The sequence below is a fragment of the Paenibacillus mesophilus genome, from assembly GCF_005938385.1.
Lineage (GTDB): Bacteria > Bacillota > Bacilli > Paenibacillales > NBRC-103111 > Paenibacillus_AB > Paenibacillus_AB mesophilus.
Genome location: NZ_VCRA01000005.1, coordinates 450,349 through 468,639 on the forward strand (window position 1 = coordinate 450,349; position 18,291 = coordinate 468,639).

Consider the following 18,291-nt stretch of genomic DNA (forward strand, 5'->3'; position numbering starts at 1 on the left):
AATGAATGAAACGAATGGAGGATTTCCAATGATTTTAACAACTACGCCTTCGATCGAGGGCAAAACGGTCGTCGAATACGTTTCCGTCGTTACAGGCGAGGCCATTATGGGAGCGAATATCGTACGTGACCTGTTCGCCTCCATTACCGATATTGTCGGGGGCAGATCCGGCGCTTACGAAAGCAAGCTGAAAGAAGCCCGCGACATGGCATTCGAAGAAATGCGCTCGCAGGCTTCGCGTTATGGCGCCAACGCGATCGTCGGGATCGACGTCGATTACGAAGTCATCCGTGACGGAATGCTCATGGTCGCCGTTAGCGGTACCGCGGTACGCGTACAATAATCCGATACGACATTCATACTTAGGAGCGCCTGAGAGCCGACGTCCACGACTAGGCGATCGGGCGTTTTCCCTTTTCCGCTGCTAGCGCAAACCCCATATCGTTCGATAGACCGAGTCGAACCTCTAGTTTTTCCCTCCGAGCCAAAATTTTGTCGCCTTCAATCTCTAAATCTAGTTGCCTTTTCCCGCGAAATGTCATACTTTTGAAAGAGTTATGCGTTTCATGTCAGATTGAACGATTGAATGTCGAATTTCATCAAAACCTGCGGGCTAGATACCGGGGTTGTTCCGAGGTGCAAGGATGAAGGCAGTTCCGCCTATACTAACGGCTTGTTTTATAATTTTTCTTATTCCATTCATACTCGCGCCGCCATCCGTTAGCGCTGATCCGGTTTCGATGGAACCGTTCGGCGAATGGCAGTTCAAATGGGCAACGCAGCACGATACCGGATCAACGTCCGAGGAACGAAACGATCCCCGCGGATGGATACATGCGAGTGCCGACAACCCGGTTCCGGAAAACCCGGCAAACTATACAAGCGCTTGGATCAAAATCGAGCTGCCCCCGTACAGGTCATCCGCATGGAAACAACCCGGGCTTTTTATAGACAAGCTGTACGGACATAAAGTGAACATATACGCCGGAGAGCGGTCCATTTACGAATCCGAGCGGCACTATTCCTACGACGTATTCAAGATCGCGCTCCCCTTGGAGCAGCAGGATATGGGGAAGGCTTTATATATCAAAATCGTTACCTATAGCGATCGCATCGGACTTCATCAAAATATCGGGATCGGGGAATATCAGGACGAACTGATCCGGTTTTACAAAACGGACTTATTCGATTTGATACTCGGCGGCTCGCTCGTCTTCTTCGGTGCGATGATGCTGCTATGCTCGCCGTTTCTGAACAAGTCCCAGCTTGCGAGATGGATCTCATTATCGCTGGTCATTTTTACGACAGGCACGATGATCGTAACGTACTCGCCCTTTCCTTACACGTTTTTCGGCAGTTACGGGAAGCTTTGCTTGACTACGTTCGATCTCTCCTTGTTCGTTTTTCTGCCGTCGCTAGCCTTATTCATCGAGAAAGCGCTGGATGGCGCCAAGGTAACGGTCATTGTGTACATGCGCAAATTCATCGTAGCTTACTCGGCATTTTGTATTGCCTTGCTGCTGTTGAATGAGATTACAGGCTTCAAGTATATCAACATCTATTACTTCTTCACCTTAACCGTTCTCGGCATCGTCATGCTCGTCCAATTTCTACTGCTCATCAGCGTTTCGTCGCTGCATGCGGTCCGGGGCAACAAAGACGCCATCATCTTATCGACCGGCTTCGCGTTGTTCGCGGCAACCGGAATCGGCGAATTGATCTGGTTTTACGCCCATGCGAAAAATTACGAGCTTTACTTGTGGAAATGGGGCGTACTATGCTTTGTAATCGCCTTTATCGTAATCTTGTCCCGCAGGTTCGCGAGGGATCATGAACAGATCGTCAATCACACCAAAGAGCTGGAGCTGTACAACAGCCGGCTGCAGCGCCATGAGAAGATGGAAATTTTAAGCGAACTGGCCGCATCCGTAGCGCACGAGGTCCGCAACCCGCTTCAAGTAACCCGCGGCTTCCTCCAACTGCTCAGAGAAACGTCGGAAGACAAACCTAAAAAGTATTTGGGCTTCGCGTTGGATGAGTTGGACCGGGCTTCCGGAATTATTACCGATTTTTTAACGTTCGCCAAGCCGCAGCTGGATGATGTGTCCGTGCTACGCCTGTCCGACGAGTTCGAACACATTCAAGGCATTCTCGCTCCGATGGCTAACATTCAAGGGGGGGAAATTCGCGTACAAATACCGGACGACGTATATATTTCCGGTAATTCTTCGAAGCTGAAGCAGGCTTTCGTCAATATCGTCAAAAACAGCATCGAAGCATTGGAAAACGGGGGAACGATCGAAATATGGGCCTACCCGGGTAACGGCGAAATCGTCATTCACGTGAAAGACACTGGCGGCGGGATGGACGAAAACGAGCTCTCCCGGCTGGGAGAGCCTTACTTCTCCAGCAAGACGAAAGGAACCGGACTCGGTCTTATGGTTACGTTTCGCATCATCGAAGTAATGCAGGGAAAAATCGAATTCAAAAGCAAAAAAGGCGCGGGGACGGAAGCGATTATACGCTTTCCATCAGCCGCCGCCCCGGAATAGCATTACCAGGCCGCATTCGTATCGGCATCTTGGCCTTTGATCGTCTCCGACGGATTCGGGGGAATGACCAAATAAAATTCGGTTGGCGATTCTTCCAGCGCCTTCAGCTGAATTTCATCCGGGATCGTTACCCCGAAGGCGTCTTTGATAGCCGCTTTCGGATCGCTAAGCAGTTTTTGCTTAAACGCATCGTCCTCCCAAGCTTTTTCGATGATTTGCTGCTTCAATAATTGTTCTGCCGACACGAAAAGACACCCTTTCCAATGATTGGATAAGTATAACGTCCCAAGTGTAGCATGAAACAGTGCCGGAATCCACAATTAATTGGCATTTTTCGACAGCCAATACGCAAATCCTCCCTGAAGCAGCCGACTTTTATCCCGTTCGATCGTTGAAGCGGCGGAGAGCAGATTGGCAGTCAAATATTCGTGAAAATCGATCAAATGAGGTAATCGAAGTCCGTATGCTTTTAACCTTTGATGCCTATCGACAGCCAGTTGGGCAAATCGGCTCAAATACCCCCCCACATAGATCGACGTCTCGAGATCCTTCTCGTAAAGTTCGGCGGCGGTGCGGCGCTCGCGATTAATAAAGGCGATCAGAGTGTTCGCGCTTCCCTGCTGCAGATCCTCCCTCCAATCGGTCCAATCGTCCGCCATTTGCAGCGTGATCAACACTTCATCGACCATATCGGAAACATCGGGTATGAGCTCCGACCGCCCGGACAACAACAGCAGCCCGGTGGAAGCGAGCTTGACGGGACTGGCTTTATGCGCGATGCGCGAAGGGCGATCGTGGAACGCTTCCCGCTCCCTTTCATCCGACACGCTCGTCGCCCACTCCGTGACGTATTGCCGGAAGTAAGTCCAGAAAGGCGATCCGGAATCGAACATTGGCCGATATAGCTCGAGAAATTGCATGTGCAGCAAATGGTCGAGAGCCAGCTGCTCCTTCCATTTCGTCGGAGCGGTATCCATCAGGTCGTCCTGGATGAAAAAGTGAAGCATGACAAACACGTTGGCGAGCGACATCCGGCTGCATATTGCCGCGTCCTTATTCTCGACCGAATCATGATCCAACCAGTAGGGGAGCAAATAACAGATGTAGTTTTTCGTACTGTCGGCCCGAAACGGGTGAAACCGGCTTACATACGCCAATCCTCTTTCGTTTAATGGAGCCGGAAATGCGGCTATCAGCCTCTCCGCTTCCGCAAAAACTTCGACCAACTCTTTCTTGTAGGGTTCGAGCCAGTTCATAATACCCCCGAGCTTCGACCGAATACGATGCCGAACATCGGAATTTCCAGAAACGAGTCGTCGTTATCCAGCCATCGGTCCAGTTCCTTTTCGCGTTCGGCGGTTATCGGCGTATCAAGCAAATATTCCGTCGCCAGCAGCATGTATTCCCGGCATACCTGTTTCAAATCTCGACGATCCGTGCGGACGGAATACCATTCGGTTCCAAGATGGACGAAACCGGCATGGCGGAACTCAACCAGGAGAGCATCCGGCAATTCCAGGAATGTCCCTTTCCGCTTCAGCGATTGACGGGCTTTTTTGTAGAGCGAGGAAAATAGCGGCAGTTCATCGTTGTCGCGGTAACGCTCGTCGTCAAAGTCGATCACGATCACCGTCGACTGCTCCGACGTATGCTCGTATAACCATTTCACAAAGCCGCTCCTGTCGGGAATATGCGGTACAACGAGTCTTGCGAGAATCGTATCATACGAACCGGTCCCGGTGAGCTGTTCATAGCTTCCATGAACGAACGTCAAGTTCCGCTTCTGTTTGTCCTGCGCCTTGCGGCACATTTCCTCCTCGATCTCGACTCCCGTAAGCCTCATATCCGGATAATGCTCGCCGATACAGGCCAAGTATGTACCGTTCCCGCAGCCGATATCGAGCAATGTCGTTCCTTTCTCGCCGAATCGTCGGAAAAACAGCGAATTCTCCACCCCGAAGAAAAGTTCCGCCGTAACGTTCAGCATGCGATCCAACCTATCTGCTCTCGTATTCATCATTCCTTCCGTACTCTCATCCGAATTACCCGACTATTATAGCACGAAAGACCTACTGGAGTTCCATTTAAGAACTTATACGGAATAACGTATCTGCTCTCTGACGACCGGGACATGTCGGTCCACAAAGCCCCTGTTATCAATCATGGCGGTAATTCCGTTAAAGTTCTTTATTGGTGTTCAGTCGACAAAAAAATCCCTATCCGGCCGACTTCACAGTCTGCTGAATGGGATTTTAGTTCATGTACACTGCCGTTATGCTTGCTCATACCAGGCTTGATATTTCTGAATGTCGCCGGCACCCATGAACAACAGCACGCAATCCTGATACACGCTCAGCTGATCGATGCTCTGCTCCGTTATATGACGGGAGGACGGAATTTTATCGATCAGGCTTTGGATCGAAACATTGCCGTTCTGCTCGCGCGCCGAGCCGAAAATGTTGGTCAAATACACTTCGTCCGATCCGGACAAGGAGCTTGCGAACTCGTCGATGAAAGCTTCCAGTCTGGAATAAGTATGGGGCTGAAAAACGGATACGACTTTTTTGCCGGGATATTTGGCGCGAACCGCATCGAGCGTAGCGGCAATTTCCGTCGGGTGATGCGCGTAGTCGTCGATCAAGACGTTGCCGCGCAGCTTTTTCTCCGTAAATCTCCGTTTGACTCCTTCGAATGTGGCTAAGCGGCTTCTCACTTGATCCATATTCAGATCTTCAAGCACGGCGACGCCGATAACCGCAAGTGCGTTCAGCACGCTATGTCTGCCATAGGCGGATACCGTAAAGGTGCCAAGACGGTTTTGATGCAAATGGACGTCGAACGTCATTCCTTCGATCCCGGACCGGACGTTATCCGCGCGAAGCTCGTTTTGCTCGCCGAACCCGTAATGCAGAACAGGAACGTTCGTCTTAAGCGATCTTACCTGCGGATCGTCGCCAAACGCGATCAAATGCTTCTTCACGCGGTCAGCCATCTGTTGGAAGGCGAGCGTAACATCGTCGATACCCGAGAAATAATCAGGATGATCGAAGTCGATGTTCGTGATGATCGCGTAATCCGGGGCGTATGCGAGAAAGTGACGGCGATATTCACAGCTTTCGAAGACGAAATATTTGCTGTCCGGTACACCCGAGCCGGTTCCGTCGCCGATCAAAAAAGAGGTCGGCTGCAGCCCGCTGAACGTATGCGCGATCATGCCGGTCGTCGACGTCTTTCCGTGCGCTCCGGTTACCGCGATGCTGGTGTAGCGGTTAATCCAATCACCTAGGAAATGATGATATCGCTCGACCGTAACCCCTTGCTGTTCGCATTTTACAATTTCCGGGTGGTCGTCCAGGAACGCGTTGGAGGCGATAACCCTCATGCCGGTTCTGCCGATCTCGCTCTCGCCGAAACGGAACATCGGAATTCCTCTCTGCTCGAGCGGCTTTTGGGTGAAAAACTCGGTTTCCATATCGGAGCCTTGTACAAGATGTCCCGTATCGTGCAAAATTTGCGCCAATGCGCTCATTCCGGCACCCTTTATGCCTATAAAGTGATACTTTTCCATAAGGATACCTCCCTTATTGTCCAGGTACTGAAACCTTAATCGAAATGTCATACTTCCCAGTATATGAAACGTAATAGGAGTCTGTGCTCCCGCCTATTGACGCGATGTTCCCGACATTGACAGTATTCCCCAAATAGAGAAGGCGTATAGCTTATCCGATTGGCGCCGCGTATATTTTGCTCCATTCGTGGAATGTTATGTTGGTATTCGAACTTTATCCCGAGCGAAGGAGAGATTACATTGGCAAAGCCTGACGATCGTTCCGATAACGCGGAGAAGCTGCAAAACATGGCCCGCCATACGGCCGGCAACCTCGAGGAAGCCGAACAATACTTGGATGAGCATGCCGACGAGATTTCCACTACGGAGAAGCAAAATATCGAAGCGAAAAACGAACGGAGACGCGCAAGCATCGCCGGATTCCAAGAAGAAGCGCAGGACGAAGCGAATAACGCGGAGTAACATTTCAGGTTCATCCGCTCCATTACGCCTTAGGCGGTGAATCGGACAATAAGCCCTTTTCAGTTCGACTGAATCGGGCTTATTGGTTTTGCCGCATCCGGCAATGGGTCATCACGTTATCGGAAAGGAACCATGATCCCGTGCCATCCAAGTCGCGGGGAACTGCTCCCGGGCTTCAATTAGCAGCTGCTGCGCTTCATCCTCCTGATAACGCGAACTGATGTGAGTCAAAATCAACTGCTTCGCTCCGGCCCGTTTGGCCGTCAGTGCCGCTTCTTTAGCGGTCGAGTGATAGTAGGTTTCGGCTAATGCTTCCATGGAAGAATCGAATGTCGCTTCATGAACGAGCACGTCGGCATCCGCGGACAGCACCACTGCGGCTTCGCATTTCCGCGTATCTCCCAGGATGACGATCTTCCTTCCGGGTATCGGCGGACCGATGAACGCTTTGCCGTCGATGATCGTACCATCCGGCAGGGTAACGGTTTCTCCGTCCTTGATCTTCCCGAATAAAGGTCCGGGAGGGATGCCCTGCTCTTTCAGCTTGGCCGCATCCAGCTTGCCCGGCTTGTCTTTCTCAACGATTCTGTAGCCGTAGCTGTCGATTCGGTGATCGAGCTTGGCACACGTGACCTCGAACCTGTCGTCTTCGAATACGAGCCCTTCCCTTACTTCGCGATACGACAATTCATACGACAAATGAGCTTGGCTGAACCGCAGTACGGGCTCCAGCATCGCCTCGAGACCCGGAGGACCGAACAACGTCAAAGGCGTCGTCCCTCCTTGATTCGACCGGCTGGTGAGCAATCCGGGCAGCCCGTACACATGATCGCCGTGCAAATGCGTAATGAAAATAAATTCGAGTCTGCTCGCCTTTAAAGGGGATCGCAATATTTGATGCTGCGTTCCTTCTCCGCAATCGAACAACCACATCGTGCCGCGTTCGTCGTATAGCGTCAAGGCGACGGCGGTCACGTTCCGTTCCTTCGAGGGCATTCCCGCCCCCGTACCTAGAAAATAAAGCTCCATGCCGCTCCTTCCGCCGGGTTAAGGAACTGTCACGTAATCACCCAGGTATGATGTGATAGTCCTTAAGCTTTGTCCACGTTAAAGTATCGCGCCTCCGGATGCGAGAAAACCATCGCCGAGACGGACGCTTCCGGCTCCATCATAAATCCTTCCGTCAATTCCACTCCGATGTCTTCCGGCTTCATAAGACGGAACAGCGGCTCCTGATCTTCCAGATTCGGACAAGCCGGATAGCCAAACGATACGCGGATGCCCTGATACCTTGCTCCCCATCGCTGCTGCATCGTAAGCTCCGGCGAATCCGGGAAGCCCCACATGTCCCGCATCATATGATGCATCCGTTCGGCGAACCCTTCGGCCAGCTCGATCGCAAACGACTGTAGCGCATGCGAGCGCAAATAGTCGCCGCTGTCTTTCATCGCCTCCGCTTTCGCCCGGATCCCTTGCCCCGCCGTAACGACGATAAAACCGATATAGTCCATCGTACCGCTCGACACCGGCTTCACGAAATCGGCCAGACACAAGTATGGCTCCACCTCTTGGCGAGGGAACGAAAACCGGTGCAGGACAACCGAAGCATCCGTCGGATCGTAGATGATGATGTCATTTCCGTCCGACTGTGCCGGGAAAAACCGGTACATGCCGTTTGCCTTGATCAGCCCCTCGGTTCTCGCTTCCGCGAACAATCCGTCTATCGTTTCTTTCAGCTGCAGCGCCTTCGGATTTTTCTCGTTCAGCAGTTGGTCCACGTTGCCGCGCAAACCGAGATGGTGCCCGAGCAGCGTTCTCATGTTTACATAAGGGTATATATGGTCGATCGGATAATCCTTTAACACATGTCTTTCCATATCCGGCGGAATGTATACGGGCGCATCTTGCGATACGGTCGATTTGGTGGCTCTCGTAAGTTTGACCTCGTCGCTCTTCCCCGACTCCATGACGATCGAATCCATGCTGTCGCGCAGCTCCTGGATCAGCTTCTGACGCTGCTCCGAATCGCTCAGCTTGTTGGCGATATCGAGCCCGTCCATCGCATCCTTCGCGTAAAGCACGACGCCGTCGTACTCCGGGGCAATCCGCGTCTTCGTAAACTTCCGCGTCAGCGCCGCTCCTCCAACGAGAATCGGCACTTCGATTCCTGCGGCTTTCAAGTCTTGGGCGGTCACGACCATTTGCTGCGCCGATTTGACGAGCAGCCCGGACAAACCGATCGCATCCGGCTTCTCCTTGCGGTACGCTTCGATCAATTGCTCCGGCGGCACCTTGATGCCCAAATTGATAATTTGATAGCCGTTGTTGGACAAAATGATCTCGACCAAGTTTTTGCCGATGTCGTGAACGTCGCCTTTCACCGTGGCGAGCAATATTTTCCCTTTGACTGCGCTCTCGGAACGTTCCATGAACTGCTCCAAGAACGCAACCGACGCCTTCATCACTTCGGCGCTCTGCAGCACCTCGGCCACGATCAGCTCGTTATTGTTGAACAGGCGTCCAACTTCCTCCATCCCTTTCATTAGAGGACCGTTTATAATATCGAGCGGCGCATATTTAGTCAACGCTTCTTCCAGATCGGGGATAAGACCTTCTTTCGTTCCTTCGACGACATAGGAGCCGAGACGTTCTTCGAGAGATAGATTCGACATCTTCTCTTTCTTCTCGACCTTCTTCTCGCGAAAATGAGCGACGAACTCGGCGAGCGTCTCATCGTTCGTATTGTAGATCAAGTCCTCCGCCAGCTTGCGCTCTTCCTCCGGTATCGATGCGTACCGTTCGAGCTTCTCCGTATTGACGATCGCGTAATCCAGACCCGCCTTCGTACAATGGTACAAATAAACGGCGTTCAGAACTTCGCGTCCCGCGTCCGGTAGCCCGAAGGAGATGTTGCTCAGTCCGAGAATCGTCTTGCACTCGGGGTACTTTTCTTTGATCATCCGTATTCCTTCGATCGTCTCCACGGCCGAACCGATATACTGCGGATCGCCCGATCCTACCGGGAACATGTTCGGATCGAAAATAATGTCGTGCGGCTGCATGCCGTATTTTTTGGTAAGCAGTTCGTACGCTCTGTCGGCCACTTCGATTTTCGCTTGACGGGACACGGCCTGACCGCTTTCGTCAATGAGAATCATGACGACGGCTGCTCCATACTTATGAATGAGCGGAACGATGTTCTCGAACTTCGTTTCCCCATCCTCCAAGTTGATCGAGTTGATGATCGCTTTGCCTTGCGAATGTTTGAGTCCGAGCTCGATAATATGATCGTAAGTCGAATCGATCATGAGCGGCGCTTTTACTTTTTTGACGACGAATTGGAGAAAGTTCTCCATGGCGTAAGCTTCGTCGATATCGGTATCCTGCAAATTGATGTCGATCACTTGCGCACCGTTCTTCACTTGCGCCCGGGCGATTTCCGAACCTTCCTCGAACTTGCCTTCCTTGATCAGACGCTTGAATTTGCGCGAGCCGGAAATATTCGTCCGTTCTCCGACCATGATCGGCCGGTTGTCTTCCTCGAGATAAACCGTCTCGATGCCCGATACCGCAGCAGGGTGATCGCCGTACGTCGAACGGGGCTTCAGCTCCTGCATCTTCTCCGCGATCGCGCGGATATGATCCGGCGTCGTACCGCAGCAGCCGCCCGCGATATTCAGCCAGCCTTGTTCGGCGAAAGCGCCCAGCTTCATCGCGAGCGAAGCGGGCGATTCGTGATAATGCCCGTTCTCGTCGGGAAGCCCGGCATTCGGATAACAGCTGACCGCCGATTTGGCGATTGCCGACAGCGAACGGATATGGTCTTTCATAAACTCCGGACCCGTCGCGCAGTTCAAGCCGATCGAAACCGGATTCAAGTGCTCGAGCGAGATATAGAACGATTCGATGTTTTGCCCCGCAAGGGTCGTACCCATCGGCTCGATCGTGCCGGATATCATGATGGGGAGCGTAACGCCGGATGTCTCGAACGCGTTGCGAATGCCGATGCTGCCCGCCTTGACGTTCAAAGTATCCTGAGACGTCTCGAGCAGCAGCGCGTCCACACCGGCTTCTATTAAAGCCAGCGCCTGTTCGTAGTAACTGTCGATAAGCTCTTCGAACGTAACCCCACCGGTAACGGATAGCGTTTTGGTCGTCGGCCCCATAGCTCCCGCCACGTAACGGGGCCATTCCGGCGTCGAATATTTGTTGGCCGCCTCTACCGCCAATCGGGCCGCCGCCAAATTAAGCTCGCGAGCCCGCTCCGGTATATCGTATTCGGCCAATACGACGCTTGTCGATCCGAACGTATTCGTTTCCAATATATCGGCGCCCGCATCCAAATAAGCTTCGTGAATTTTCGTCAGTACGTCCGGTCTCGTAACCGCCAAAATTTCATTACAGCCATCGAGCTCCTCGCCGCCGAAGTCGTCGGCCGTCAAGTTTTCCTGCTGGAGCATCGTACCCATCGCGCCGTCCAGTATCAATATTTTTTGCTTAAGCCGTTCCGCTAGAGCCATTTTCGGCATGAAGTCCACCCCTAGTCCTATAACCTTCTCGCAATAAAGATTAGTCTACCAGAATACGCCGTTTTTCGAAAGAGCGATATTGTCTTGTTTTCTTATCGGAATTAAGCAATTAATCGCCGGCGATCCATCGACACATGAAACGTTTTCGAATATAATACCTATTAACACGGCAATCATCTATTTTCGGGAAAGAGGGATAGTCATGGCAGAAATCCGTATTCGCAATACGAACGAACGCATCACGGGCGAAGATAACGTCAGATCGTTTCTGGAAAATCAAGAGGTGCTGTACGAGCACTGGAATCCTGGCAAGCTGGCCCCTGAACTGCAGGAGAAGTTCGTCCTCTCCGACGAAGAGAAGCAGCAAATTCTGCAGACATTCGACAGCGAAATTCGCGATCTGGCGAGCCGCCGCGGGTACAAAACATGGGACATCGTCGCCTTGTCCGACGCCACTCCGAATTTGAACGAGCTGTTGAAAAAATTCGAGCAGGTGCATACGCACACCGAGGATGAAGTCCGGGCGATTACGGCCGGCAAAGGCATCTTCATCATCAAAGGTACTGAGGACGTAGGCTATTTCGACGTAGAGCTCGAAGCGGGCGACGTCATCTCGGTTCCCGAGAACAAAGCCCACTTCTTCACGTTGATGGAAAACCGTAAAATCGTCGCCGTCCGCCTCTTTATCGAGACGGAAGGCTGGATCGCGCATCCTTACGACGACCCGTCGTTCCAAAAAGCATAAGCTGTTCCCGGTACGAAACTAGCCCGGCGCTTTCTATTGAAAGCATCGGGCTTTTTTGCTGCAATTTAGTTCGTCATCTCAGCCGAGCTCTTCTATAATCGTATGAATGCTTCTCAAGTTGTCGATTTCATAAGCAGGGACGATCTCGTCATTGCGGGAAATGCCGTGGCGGTTCATCCAAACCGACTTCATGCCTACTCCGTTTGCCCCTATAATATCGGTAGTCAGCTTGTCCCCCACCATCATTCCTTCATCGGGACGAATATCCAGAAGCTGCATCGCATATCGGAAAATAGATGGAGCCGGCTTTCCTACGCCAAACGCTCCTGAAATAACAATATGATCGAAATACGCCGAAAGCCCGGGCACACCGGCAATTTTTTCCTTTTGCAGATCGGGGGAGCCGTTTGTCAGCAGCAGCAGCTTGACTTTGCCTTTCAAATCGTCCAAAACGTTGAACGTCTCGTCGTATACGATCGGTCTTGCTCTCCGTTCTTGCGGAAACATTTCCCCGAGACGAAAGCCGAGCGTTTCATCATCAACGCCTAGCGCCTTCAGCCCTCTCGTCCACGCTGCCGTCCTGTATCCCGGAGCAAGCTTCTCCAGCTTGCGGAACTCTTCCTGTTCTCCCTCGCTGAAGCGCGCCCACAATCCTTCGAACGGATTGATGCCGATCTGTTTCGTGAACGGGAACGTTTCGAACGATTCGTATAACGCCCGCGCCTCTCTCCGCACTTGCTCTTCCAGCTTGACCGGATCGACCGAAACCGCCTCGGCGGCGGCCGCGCAGGTCGCCTGGAACGCTTCCTTCACACTTCTGTCGTCCCAAAGCAATGTATCGTCCAAATCGAACAAAACCGCTCGTATCGCCATGAACCGTATTCTCCCCTTTATTCCCATTAAGACGCTGTGCAAATCGATACGCAGCAGCGCCTAAGCCGCGTTTTCCGTGTATTCGATTCCGTTGACTTCGGCGAATTTTTTCAACCGGGTTGCAAGGGCAGGGATGTCGTACAAGCTTTGGAACTTGGACAGCACCCACCGCGTGCGCTTTCCTTTCAATTGAATCGCCACACTGCCCGGCTGTACCGAAATCGATTCGATTTCATCCGCACCGAACACTTTGTCCATTCCCATCCGGCGCGTGGACAGCTTCTGTTTGCCGACCTTGACATAAGGCCTGCGCAAGAAGTACATGACTCCTAGCGCCAAGTAACCGGCTACCGTAACCCAGTATAACGTCTGGGTCTCGTAGTACGCTACGGACACGATCGCGAAAAAGAGCGAACAGGCGACCAGGAGAGTCGGCAAAAACCAGCTTCTCCCTTTGAATACGTCCATTTGCTCTTCCGTCGATACGGAAATCGGCGTTTTGCCCGATTTTACCCGTTTGCGATTCATTTCTTTGCTGTTTCTTTGGACCATCCGTTCCCATTTGCGGGACATGCCGTTCCTCCGTTCTTAAGAGTGCTTCGTACTTATTGGCATTAATAGAAGCGCTTCATCCTTGCCCTACCCTTATAAATTCACTGAATTTGCAGGTAATCCGTCGTGTCGATCGAACATTGGCGACTGCTGGGCAAGTTGCAGCGGGTCCGGAATGCTGTGTTCACGTAGCAGCTCCATTAGTGAAGCTTCTTGCCGGGACTTTCGTTGTTGTCCCCGTCCACGAATTCGATCGAATCGAGCTGCGCCCTGAGCGACGTTTTGAACGCATCAATGTAACGTCTGCGCAGATCGTTGCGTTCTTCCAATTCCTCGTCGGTCAGGCCGACCGTGTTCGCTTTTTTGGCTAATTCGTTAATACGGGCGATCATTTGTTCGGTAATCATATTCGGCCTCCTTGTGTCGGTTATCTCCTACTTTGCACGGTTCGGAGTCGATTGTCAAGGCGAGCGGGCGGAAACACTCAAAAGCCCGGGGCACGTAGCGCCGGGCTGGAACGTTATGTAGGTATCCGTGTCGGATGATTGGATGCGAATATATAATGCAATGGGTCGGATGAATGCGCTTTATGGCAGCTGCAGTACTTGACCGGCTTGAAGCGCCGACGACGTTAGACCGTTCGTCTTCTTCAGCTTCTGAATATAGATGCGAATGTCTTCGCCTTGGTGAACGCGCTGTTCGGCAATCGACCAAAGCGTATCGCCCGGTTTTACGACGATTTGCTCTAGGACGGGAATGGCCGCGGCCTGAACTTCATTGTCGCCGGTAAATGTATGGATTAGAGCTCCAAACCCGATGCAGATCAGCATAATGACGGCTAACGCCGCGAGTCGCAGCCTTTTGGCGCGAACGATGCCGGAATCAGAAACGGTTCGAGCCATACGAACTCCCGAATGATGAAACGATTGATTATGATGGAAAGTTGCATATTGCACTTTGAATTCCTCCCCAAACATTTGTTCTGGTATCAGAATAACACGAACACATATTCGTGTCAATCATTCAGGGAACGGTTGTTCGCATTTTTTTAACGATTAACGTTCTACTAACTTTATGCAACAAATAACGAACTTATGTTTGTACGAACTCGAGTTCTGTGGTATAATTTACCCATATAAATCTGTCTATATGGAGTGATAATCGTGAGCAAGGTTTCCAATCGCCAACAAGCGATACTCGAATTTATCAAGAACGAAGTGCGCGACAAAGGCTACCCTCCTTCCGTGCGGGAAATCGGCGAAGCCGTTGGGCTTGCGTCCAGCTCCACGGTACACGGCCACTTGGACCGCCTGGAGAGAAAAGGTCTTATTCGCCGAGACCCTACCAAGCCGAGAGCAATCGAAATATTGAACGGCCATGACGAATCGGCTTCCGCATTCTCGTTCTCGATCGCCCGCGTCCCGTTAATCGGGAAAGTAACGGCAGGCATGCCGATCACGGCTACCGAGAACATCGAGGAGTATTTCCCGCTTCCGAGCCATTTCGTCGGTGACCATAACGTTTTCATGCTGCGCGTCGTCGGCGAGAGCATGATCGAAGCCGGCATCCATCATAACGACTACGTCATCGTCAAGCAGCAGCAGACCGCCAATAACGGCGACATCGTCGTCGCCATGACGGAAGACGACGAGGCGACCGTCAAGACGTTCTACAAGGAACGGGACCATATTCGTCTTCAACCGGAGAATCCGGCGATGGACCCGATTCGCCTGCGGAACGTGACGATTCTCGGCAAAGTGATCGGCCTGTTCCGCGACATTCATTAATCGCGCGCCCTAACGAAACAGCCTTTCGGTGCATAACCGGAAGGCTGTTTTTTCGTTTCGAAATGATACCGTAATGAAACCAAATCGCGCTTGTTGTCGTCTAACGAATAGGTAAATCCGGCCATTTATTGGTAATCATGGCAAGGGAACCAATTTGATCAATAAAGATGAGGAGGAATTGGCTTGAACCGGTTAACCGCTGTACTGAGAAACATCCGAATTCGCTTCTTCCTGTGGGTCGCCGTGCTGACTATGGCGTCAGGTACTTTCGCCTATGCGGAGTCGCCGACGAGCGGTCATACGCCGCAACCGAAGCTGTACATATCGGCTGACGGCTCGCACAATATCGCTTATAACGATCAAGGCGATGTGTGGTACTGGGGTGGTATTGGAGATTTCGAATTTCCGAACTGGAAGCTTCGCGACAATACCCCGATCCGGATGGGGACGATGCAGCAAATCGCGCAAGTTTCGTCCAACTTGTTTCTGAAAAAAGACGGCACGGTCTGGACTTGGTTGGCGGGCCCGTTCCCGGTTGGCGGCTCCGATCACCGCTTGGAATTCCAAATCCAGGATCCCGTTCAGCTCGATCTTGCGGACATCGTAAAAGTGGCGGCGGGCGATTCGTTTCATTCCGCCGTCAAGAAGGACGGATCCGTCTGGGTATGGCGTCCCGTCCCTCACGGATATGGCGATACTCCAGTCCAGATTCCCAACATTTCCGATGCGGCAGATATCGCATTCGCCAAATGGTCCAGACAGTCCATTCTGACGATCGTAGGGAAAGACGGCTCCGTTTGGACATGGGATGGCGCAACGCCTTTAGGAAGCATCGCGCCGATTAAAGCTAAGAGAGTGGACGGCTTATCGAACGTGGTCAGCGTATTCGCCGGCGACGAATGCTTCTTTGCAATTCAAAAGAACGGCTCCGTTTGGGGCTGGGGAAGCAACCTCCGCGGCCAGCTTGGGTTGGACGAAAAAAAAATAGTCGCGACGCCGGTGCGCATCCCGGCGCTGGACGGCATCGTCGCCATCCAAGGAAGCTTCGACCGTTCGTTAGGCCTGAAAGAGGACGGCACGGTCTGGTCTTGGGGAATTACGCTCGACAAATTTCCGGAGCATGGCGCTAAAATCAATCCGAACCTACACCAAGTGGCCGGGTTGGACAATGTAGTCGCGATCGCCTGCGGCGGGGCTCACCATTTGGCGGTTCGAAACGACGGCACCCTTTGGGCATGGGGCTCGAACGATTACGGCCAATTGAGCGACGGCACTTTCCGTTCGAGTGTAACACCGATTCGGATCGATTTGAAATAACGACATATTTTTTTCCAGAAAAAAGAGCCAAGGATCGATTCCGGCGTTATGCCGGACTGCGTCCATGGCTTCTTTGTATCCAAATCAATACAGCGTCATATATTGATCGCGTTCCCATTGATGAATTTGAGTCCGGTACATGTCCCACTCGATTTCTTTCAGTTCGATGAAGTGGGATAATGCATGTTCGCCGAGCGCATCACAGATAACCTCGTTGTTCAGCAGCTCCACGAGCGCTTCGCGCAAATCCGACGGCAAGCTAGGAATCCCTTGCTCCTCCCGCTCTTCCTCGCTCATGACATAAATGTTGCGGTCAACGGGCGCAGGCAGCGGCGTTTTGTTTTGGATCCCGTCCAAGCCCGCTTTCAGCATGACGGCAAGCGCCAAATACGGGTTCGACGCTGGGTCGGGATTGCGCACTTCGACACGGGTGCTTAGACCGCGAGAAGCCGGAATCCGGATCATCGGGCTGCGGTTGCTTGCCGACCACGCGACATAACATGGCGCTTCGTAGCCGGGAACGAGTCTTTTGTACGAGTTGACGGTAGGGTTCGTGATCGCTGCGAACGCCCGCGCATGCTTCAGTACGCCGGCCATATAGTGACGCGCCGTCTCACTTAAGCCGAGCTTGTCGCTATCGTCAAAAAACGCATTCTCGCTTCCCCGGAACAAAGATTGATGGCAATGCATCCCGGAGCCGTTCACGCCGAACAAAGGCTTGGCCATAAAAGTAGCGTGAAGTCCATGCTGTCTTGCAATCGTTTTGACGACGAGCTTAAACGTTTGAATCTGATCGGCCGCCTTGATGGCATCCGCGTATTTGAAATCGATCTCGTGCTGCCCCGGCGCCACCTCGTGGTGCGAAGCTTCGATTTCGAAACCCATCTCCTCGAGCGTCAAGACGATCTCGCGTCTGCAGTTCTCGCCCAAGTCCGTAGGAGCCAAATCGAAGTAACCGCCTTGATCGTTAAGCTCCATCGTAGGATTGCCCTTCTCGTCGGTCTTGAACAGGAAAAACTCCGGCTCGGGTCCGACGTTCATCGCCGTGTAACCCATATCCTCGGCTTCCTTCAGCGCACGCTTCAGAATGCCGCGCGGATCTCCGGGGAACGGACGACCGTCCGGCAAATAAATATCGCAGATGAGACGGGCCACGCGATCCTCGGTTACCCAAGGGAAAATAACCCAAGTGCTGAGGTCCGGATACAAGTACATGTCGGATTCCTCGATCCGGACATAGCCTTCGATGGAGGAGCCGTCGAACATCATTTTGTTATCAAGCGCTTTTTCCAATTGGCTTAACGGAATTTCGACGTTTTTGATCGTCCCGAGCAAATCGGTAAACTGCAGTCGGATAAAGCGGACATTTTCATCTTTCGCGATGCGTAAAATGTCCTCTTTTGTGTAGGTCGGTTGGGTCATCGTACAACTCCTCCTTAAGTTTTATGATTTAAAAACCGCGAAAGCTCCCCTTGAATCAGGGAAACTTTACCGCGCCGATTGCCGGTCATCAATTCCCGCTTCAGCATTTTGTGCAGCTGCGCATCGTCCAGCTCCTTGCGCTTCACTTCGGTCTGATCCGTAATGATCGTCGCTTCCTCGGAGTTTTTCGATACCGGATTCAGCACTTGCTTAATGCCGGCAATATTGACGCCCTTCTCGATCAGCGCCTTGATTTGCAGCAGTCTTTCGACGTCGTTGAACGAGAACAGCCGTTGATTGCCATTCGTTCTCGCCGGAACGATCAATTCATGCTGCTCGTAATAACGGATTTGCCGTGCGGTCAGATCGGTCAGCTTCATGACGGTACCGATCGAGAACAATGCCATATTACGGCGGATTTCATCGCTCACTTTACACCACTCCAACATGTAGAGGATATCTTAATTGTACATATCGGACATAA

At 52.2% G+C, this 18,291-nt stretch carries 18 protein-coding genes; 6 read left to right on the top strand and 12 right to left on the bottom strand.

Annotated elements, in window-relative coordinates; translation table 11 throughout:
- Positions 1-28 precede the first annotated feature (28 nt).
- Together FE783_RS12060 and FE783_RS12065 are read left to right on the top strand one after the other, a co-directional pair.
- On the top strand, positions 29-343 hold the full coding sequence (locus FE783_RS12060; protein ID WP_138879594.1) for a heavy metal-binding domain-containing protein: 315 nt from the start codon (positions 29-31) through the stop codon (positions 341-343).
- A gap of 397 nt (positions 344-740) precedes the next feature.
- Positions 741-2,552, top strand: coding sequence for a sensor histidine kinase (locus FE783_RS12065; RefSeq protein WP_238402998.1), 1,812 nt, complete (start codon positions 741-743; stop codon positions 2,550-2,552).
- 2 nt (positions 2,553-2,554) lie between these two features.
- On the opposite strand, the gene FE783_RS12070 is transcribed toward FE783_RS12065, so the two are convergent.
- From FE783_RS12070 to murC, 4 genes are all read right to left on the bottom strand, one after another.
- Positions 2,555-2,797, bottom strand: coding sequence for an NHLP leader peptide family RiPP precursor (locus tag FE783_RS12070; RefSeq protein ID WP_138879596.1), 243 nt, complete (start codon positions 2,795-2,797; stop codon positions 2,555-2,557).
- Positions 2,798-2,872: 75 nt separating this feature from the next.
- Complete coding sequence (locus FE783_RS12075; protein WP_138879597.1) at positions 2,873-3,808, bottom strand: hypothetical protein; 936 nt, start codon at positions 3,806-3,808, stop codon at positions 2,873-2,875.
- A complete protein-coding gene (locus FE783_RS12080; protein WP_138879598.1) occupies positions 3,805-4,572 on the bottom strand; it encodes a class I SAM-dependent methyltransferase in 768 nt (255 codons plus the stop codon). Before FE783_RS12080 ends, FE783_RS12075 begins: the two co-directional genes overlap by 4 nt.
- 252 nt (positions 4,573-4,824) lie before the next feature.
- Positions 4,825-6,120, bottom strand: coding sequence for a UDP-N-acetylmuramate--L-alanine ligase (murC, locus tag FE783_RS12085; RefSeq protein ID WP_138879599.1), 1,296 nt, complete (start codon positions 6,118-6,120; stop codon positions 4,825-4,827).
- Between the two features lie 240 nt (positions 6,121-6,360).
- Between murC and tlp the strand changes: the two genes are divergently transcribed.
- Positions 6,361-6,582: a small acid-soluble spore protein Tlp gene (tlp, locus tag FE783_RS12090; RefSeq protein WP_138879600.1), complete on the top strand. Its 222-nt coding sequence runs from the start codon at positions 6,361-6,363 to the stop codon at positions 6,580-6,582.
- Positions 6,583-6,693: 111 nt separating this feature from the next.
- Here tlp and rnz read toward each other — a convergent pair whose 3' ends face one another.
- Positions 6,694-7,611, bottom strand: a complete 918-nt coding sequence (rnz, locus tag FE783_RS12095) for a ribonuclease Z (RefSeq protein WP_138879601.1) — start codon at positions 7,609-7,611, stop codon at positions 6,694-6,696.
- Positions 7,612-7,673: 62 nt separating this feature from the next.
- On the bottom strand, positions 7,674-11,111 hold the full coding sequence (gene metH, locus FE783_RS12100; protein ID WP_138879602.1) for a methionine synthase: 3,438 nt from the start codon (positions 11,109-11,111) through the stop codon (positions 7,674-7,676).
- A 202-nt stretch (positions 11,112-11,313) separates the two neighbouring features.
- Here metH and FE783_RS12105 point away from each other — a divergent pair, with 202 nt between their 5' ends.
- Positions 11,314-11,856, top strand: a complete 543-nt coding sequence (locus FE783_RS12105) for a 1,2-dihydroxy-3-keto-5-methylthiopentene dioxygenase (RefSeq protein ID WP_138879603.1) — start codon at positions 11,314-11,316, stop codon at positions 11,854-11,856.
- A gap of 78 nt (positions 11,857-11,934) precedes the next feature.
- On the opposite strand, the gene FE783_RS12110 is transcribed toward FE783_RS12105, so the two are convergent.
- The 4 genes from FE783_RS12110 to FE783_RS12125 form a co-directional block, all read right to left on the bottom strand.
- Entirely contained in the window at positions 11,935-12,729 is a 795-nt protein-coding gene (locus tag FE783_RS12110; RefSeq protein ID WP_138879604.1) for an HAD family hydrolase, read from the bottom strand.
- Positions 12,730-12,789: 60 nt separating this feature from the next.
- Positions 12,790-13,302, bottom strand: a complete 513-nt coding sequence (locus FE783_RS12115) for a hypothetical protein (protein ID WP_138879605.1) — start codon at positions 13,300-13,302, stop codon at positions 12,790-12,792.
- 179 nt (positions 13,303-13,481) lie between these two features.
- Positions 13,482-13,688, bottom strand: a complete 207-nt coding sequence (locus FE783_RS12120; protein WP_138879606.1) for a DUF896 domain-containing protein — start codon at positions 13,686-13,688, stop codon at positions 13,482-13,484.
- A gap of 180 nt (positions 13,689-13,868) precedes the next feature.
- Entirely contained in the window at positions 13,869-14,237 is a 369-nt protein-coding gene (locus FE783_RS12125) for a LysM peptidoglycan-binding domain-containing protein (protein WP_238402999.1), read from the bottom strand.
- A 207-nt stretch (positions 14,238-14,444) separates the two neighbouring features.
- On the opposite strand from FE783_RS12125, the gene lexA reads away from it, so the two are divergent.
- Together lexA and FE783_RS12135 are read left to right on the top strand one after the other, a co-directional pair.
- Positions 14,445-15,068 carry a transcriptional repressor LexA gene (gene lexA / locus FE783_RS12130; protein WP_138879607.1) on the top strand — a complete coding sequence of 208 codons (624 nt, stop codon included), beginning with the start codon at positions 14,445-14,447 and terminating at the stop codon, positions 15,066-15,068.
- Positions 15,069-15,251: 183 nt separating this feature from the next.
- Complete coding sequence (locus FE783_RS12135) at positions 15,252-16,385, top strand: RCC1 domain-containing protein (RefSeq protein WP_138879608.1); 1,134 nt, start codon at positions 15,252-15,254, stop codon at positions 16,383-16,385.
- 84 nt (positions 16,386-16,469) lie between these two features.
- Here FE783_RS12135 and glnA read toward each other — a convergent pair whose 3' ends face one another.
- Both glnA and FE783_RS12145 read right to left on the bottom strand, forming a co-directional pair.
- Entirely contained in the window at positions 16,470-17,807 is a 1,338-nt protein-coding gene (gene glnA / locus FE783_RS12140) for a type I glutamate--ammonia ligase (protein WP_138879609.1), read from the bottom strand.
- A gap of 14 nt (positions 17,808-17,821) precedes the next feature.
- The gene (locus FE783_RS12145) at positions 17,822-18,238 is read right to left on the bottom strand and encodes a MerR family transcriptional regulator (protein WP_138879610.1); all 417 of its coding nucleotides are present in this window, start codon (positions 18,236-18,238) and stop codon (positions 17,822-17,824) included.
- Positions 18,239-18,291: the final 53 nt, after the last annotated feature.

What these genes read in the sequence shown, in the direction of transcription:
- rnz (WP_138879601.1), bottom strand. Translation starts at nt 7,611, where the DNA reads ATGGAGCTTTATTTTCTAGGTACGGGGGCGGGAATGCCCTCGAAGGAA.
- FE783_RS12110 (WP_138879604.1), bottom strand. Translation starts at nt 12,729, where the DNA reads ATGGCGATACGAGCGGTTTTGTTCGATTTGGACGATACATTGCTTTGG.
- metH (WP_138879602.1), bottom strand. Translation starts at nt 11,111, where the DNA reads ATGCCGAAAATGGCTCTAGCGGAACGGCTTAAGCAAAAAATATTGATA.
- FE783_RS12115 (WP_138879605.1), bottom strand. Translation starts at nt 13,302, where the DNA reads ATGTCCCGCAAATGGGAACGGATGGTCCAAAGAAACAGCAAAGAAATG.
- FE783_RS12075 (WP_138879597.1), bottom strand. Translation starts at nt 3,808, where the DNA reads ATGAACTGGCTCGAACCCTACAAGAAAGAGTTGGTCGAAGTTTTTGCG.
- FE783_RS12060 (WP_138879594.1), top strand. Translation starts at nt 29, where the DNA reads ATGATTTTAACAACTACGCCTTCGATCGAGGGCAAAACGGTCGTCGAA.
- FE783_RS12105 (WP_138879603.1), top strand. Translation starts at nt 11,314, where the DNA reads ATGGCAGAAATCCGTATTCGCAATACGAACGAACGCATCACGGGCGAA.
- FE783_RS12065 (WP_238402998.1), top strand. Translation starts at nt 741, where the DNA reads ATGGAACCGTTCGGCGAATGGCAGTTCAAATGGGCAACGCAGCACGAT.
- murC (WP_138879599.1), bottom strand. Translation starts at nt 6,120, where the DNA reads ATGGAAAAGTATCACTTTATAGGCATAAAGGGTGCCGGAATGAGCGCA.
- FE783_RS12120 (WP_138879606.1), bottom strand. Translation starts at nt 13,688, where the DNA reads ATGATTACCGAACAAATGATCGCCCGTATTAACGAATTAGCCAAAAAA.
- FE783_RS12080 (WP_138879598.1), bottom strand. Translation starts at nt 4,572, where the DNA reads ATGATGAATACGAGAGCAGATAGGTTGGATCGCATGCTGAACGTTACG.
- glnA (WP_138879609.1), bottom strand. Translation starts at nt 17,807, where the DNA reads ATGACCCAACCGACCTACACAAAAGAGGACATTTTACGCATCGCGAAA.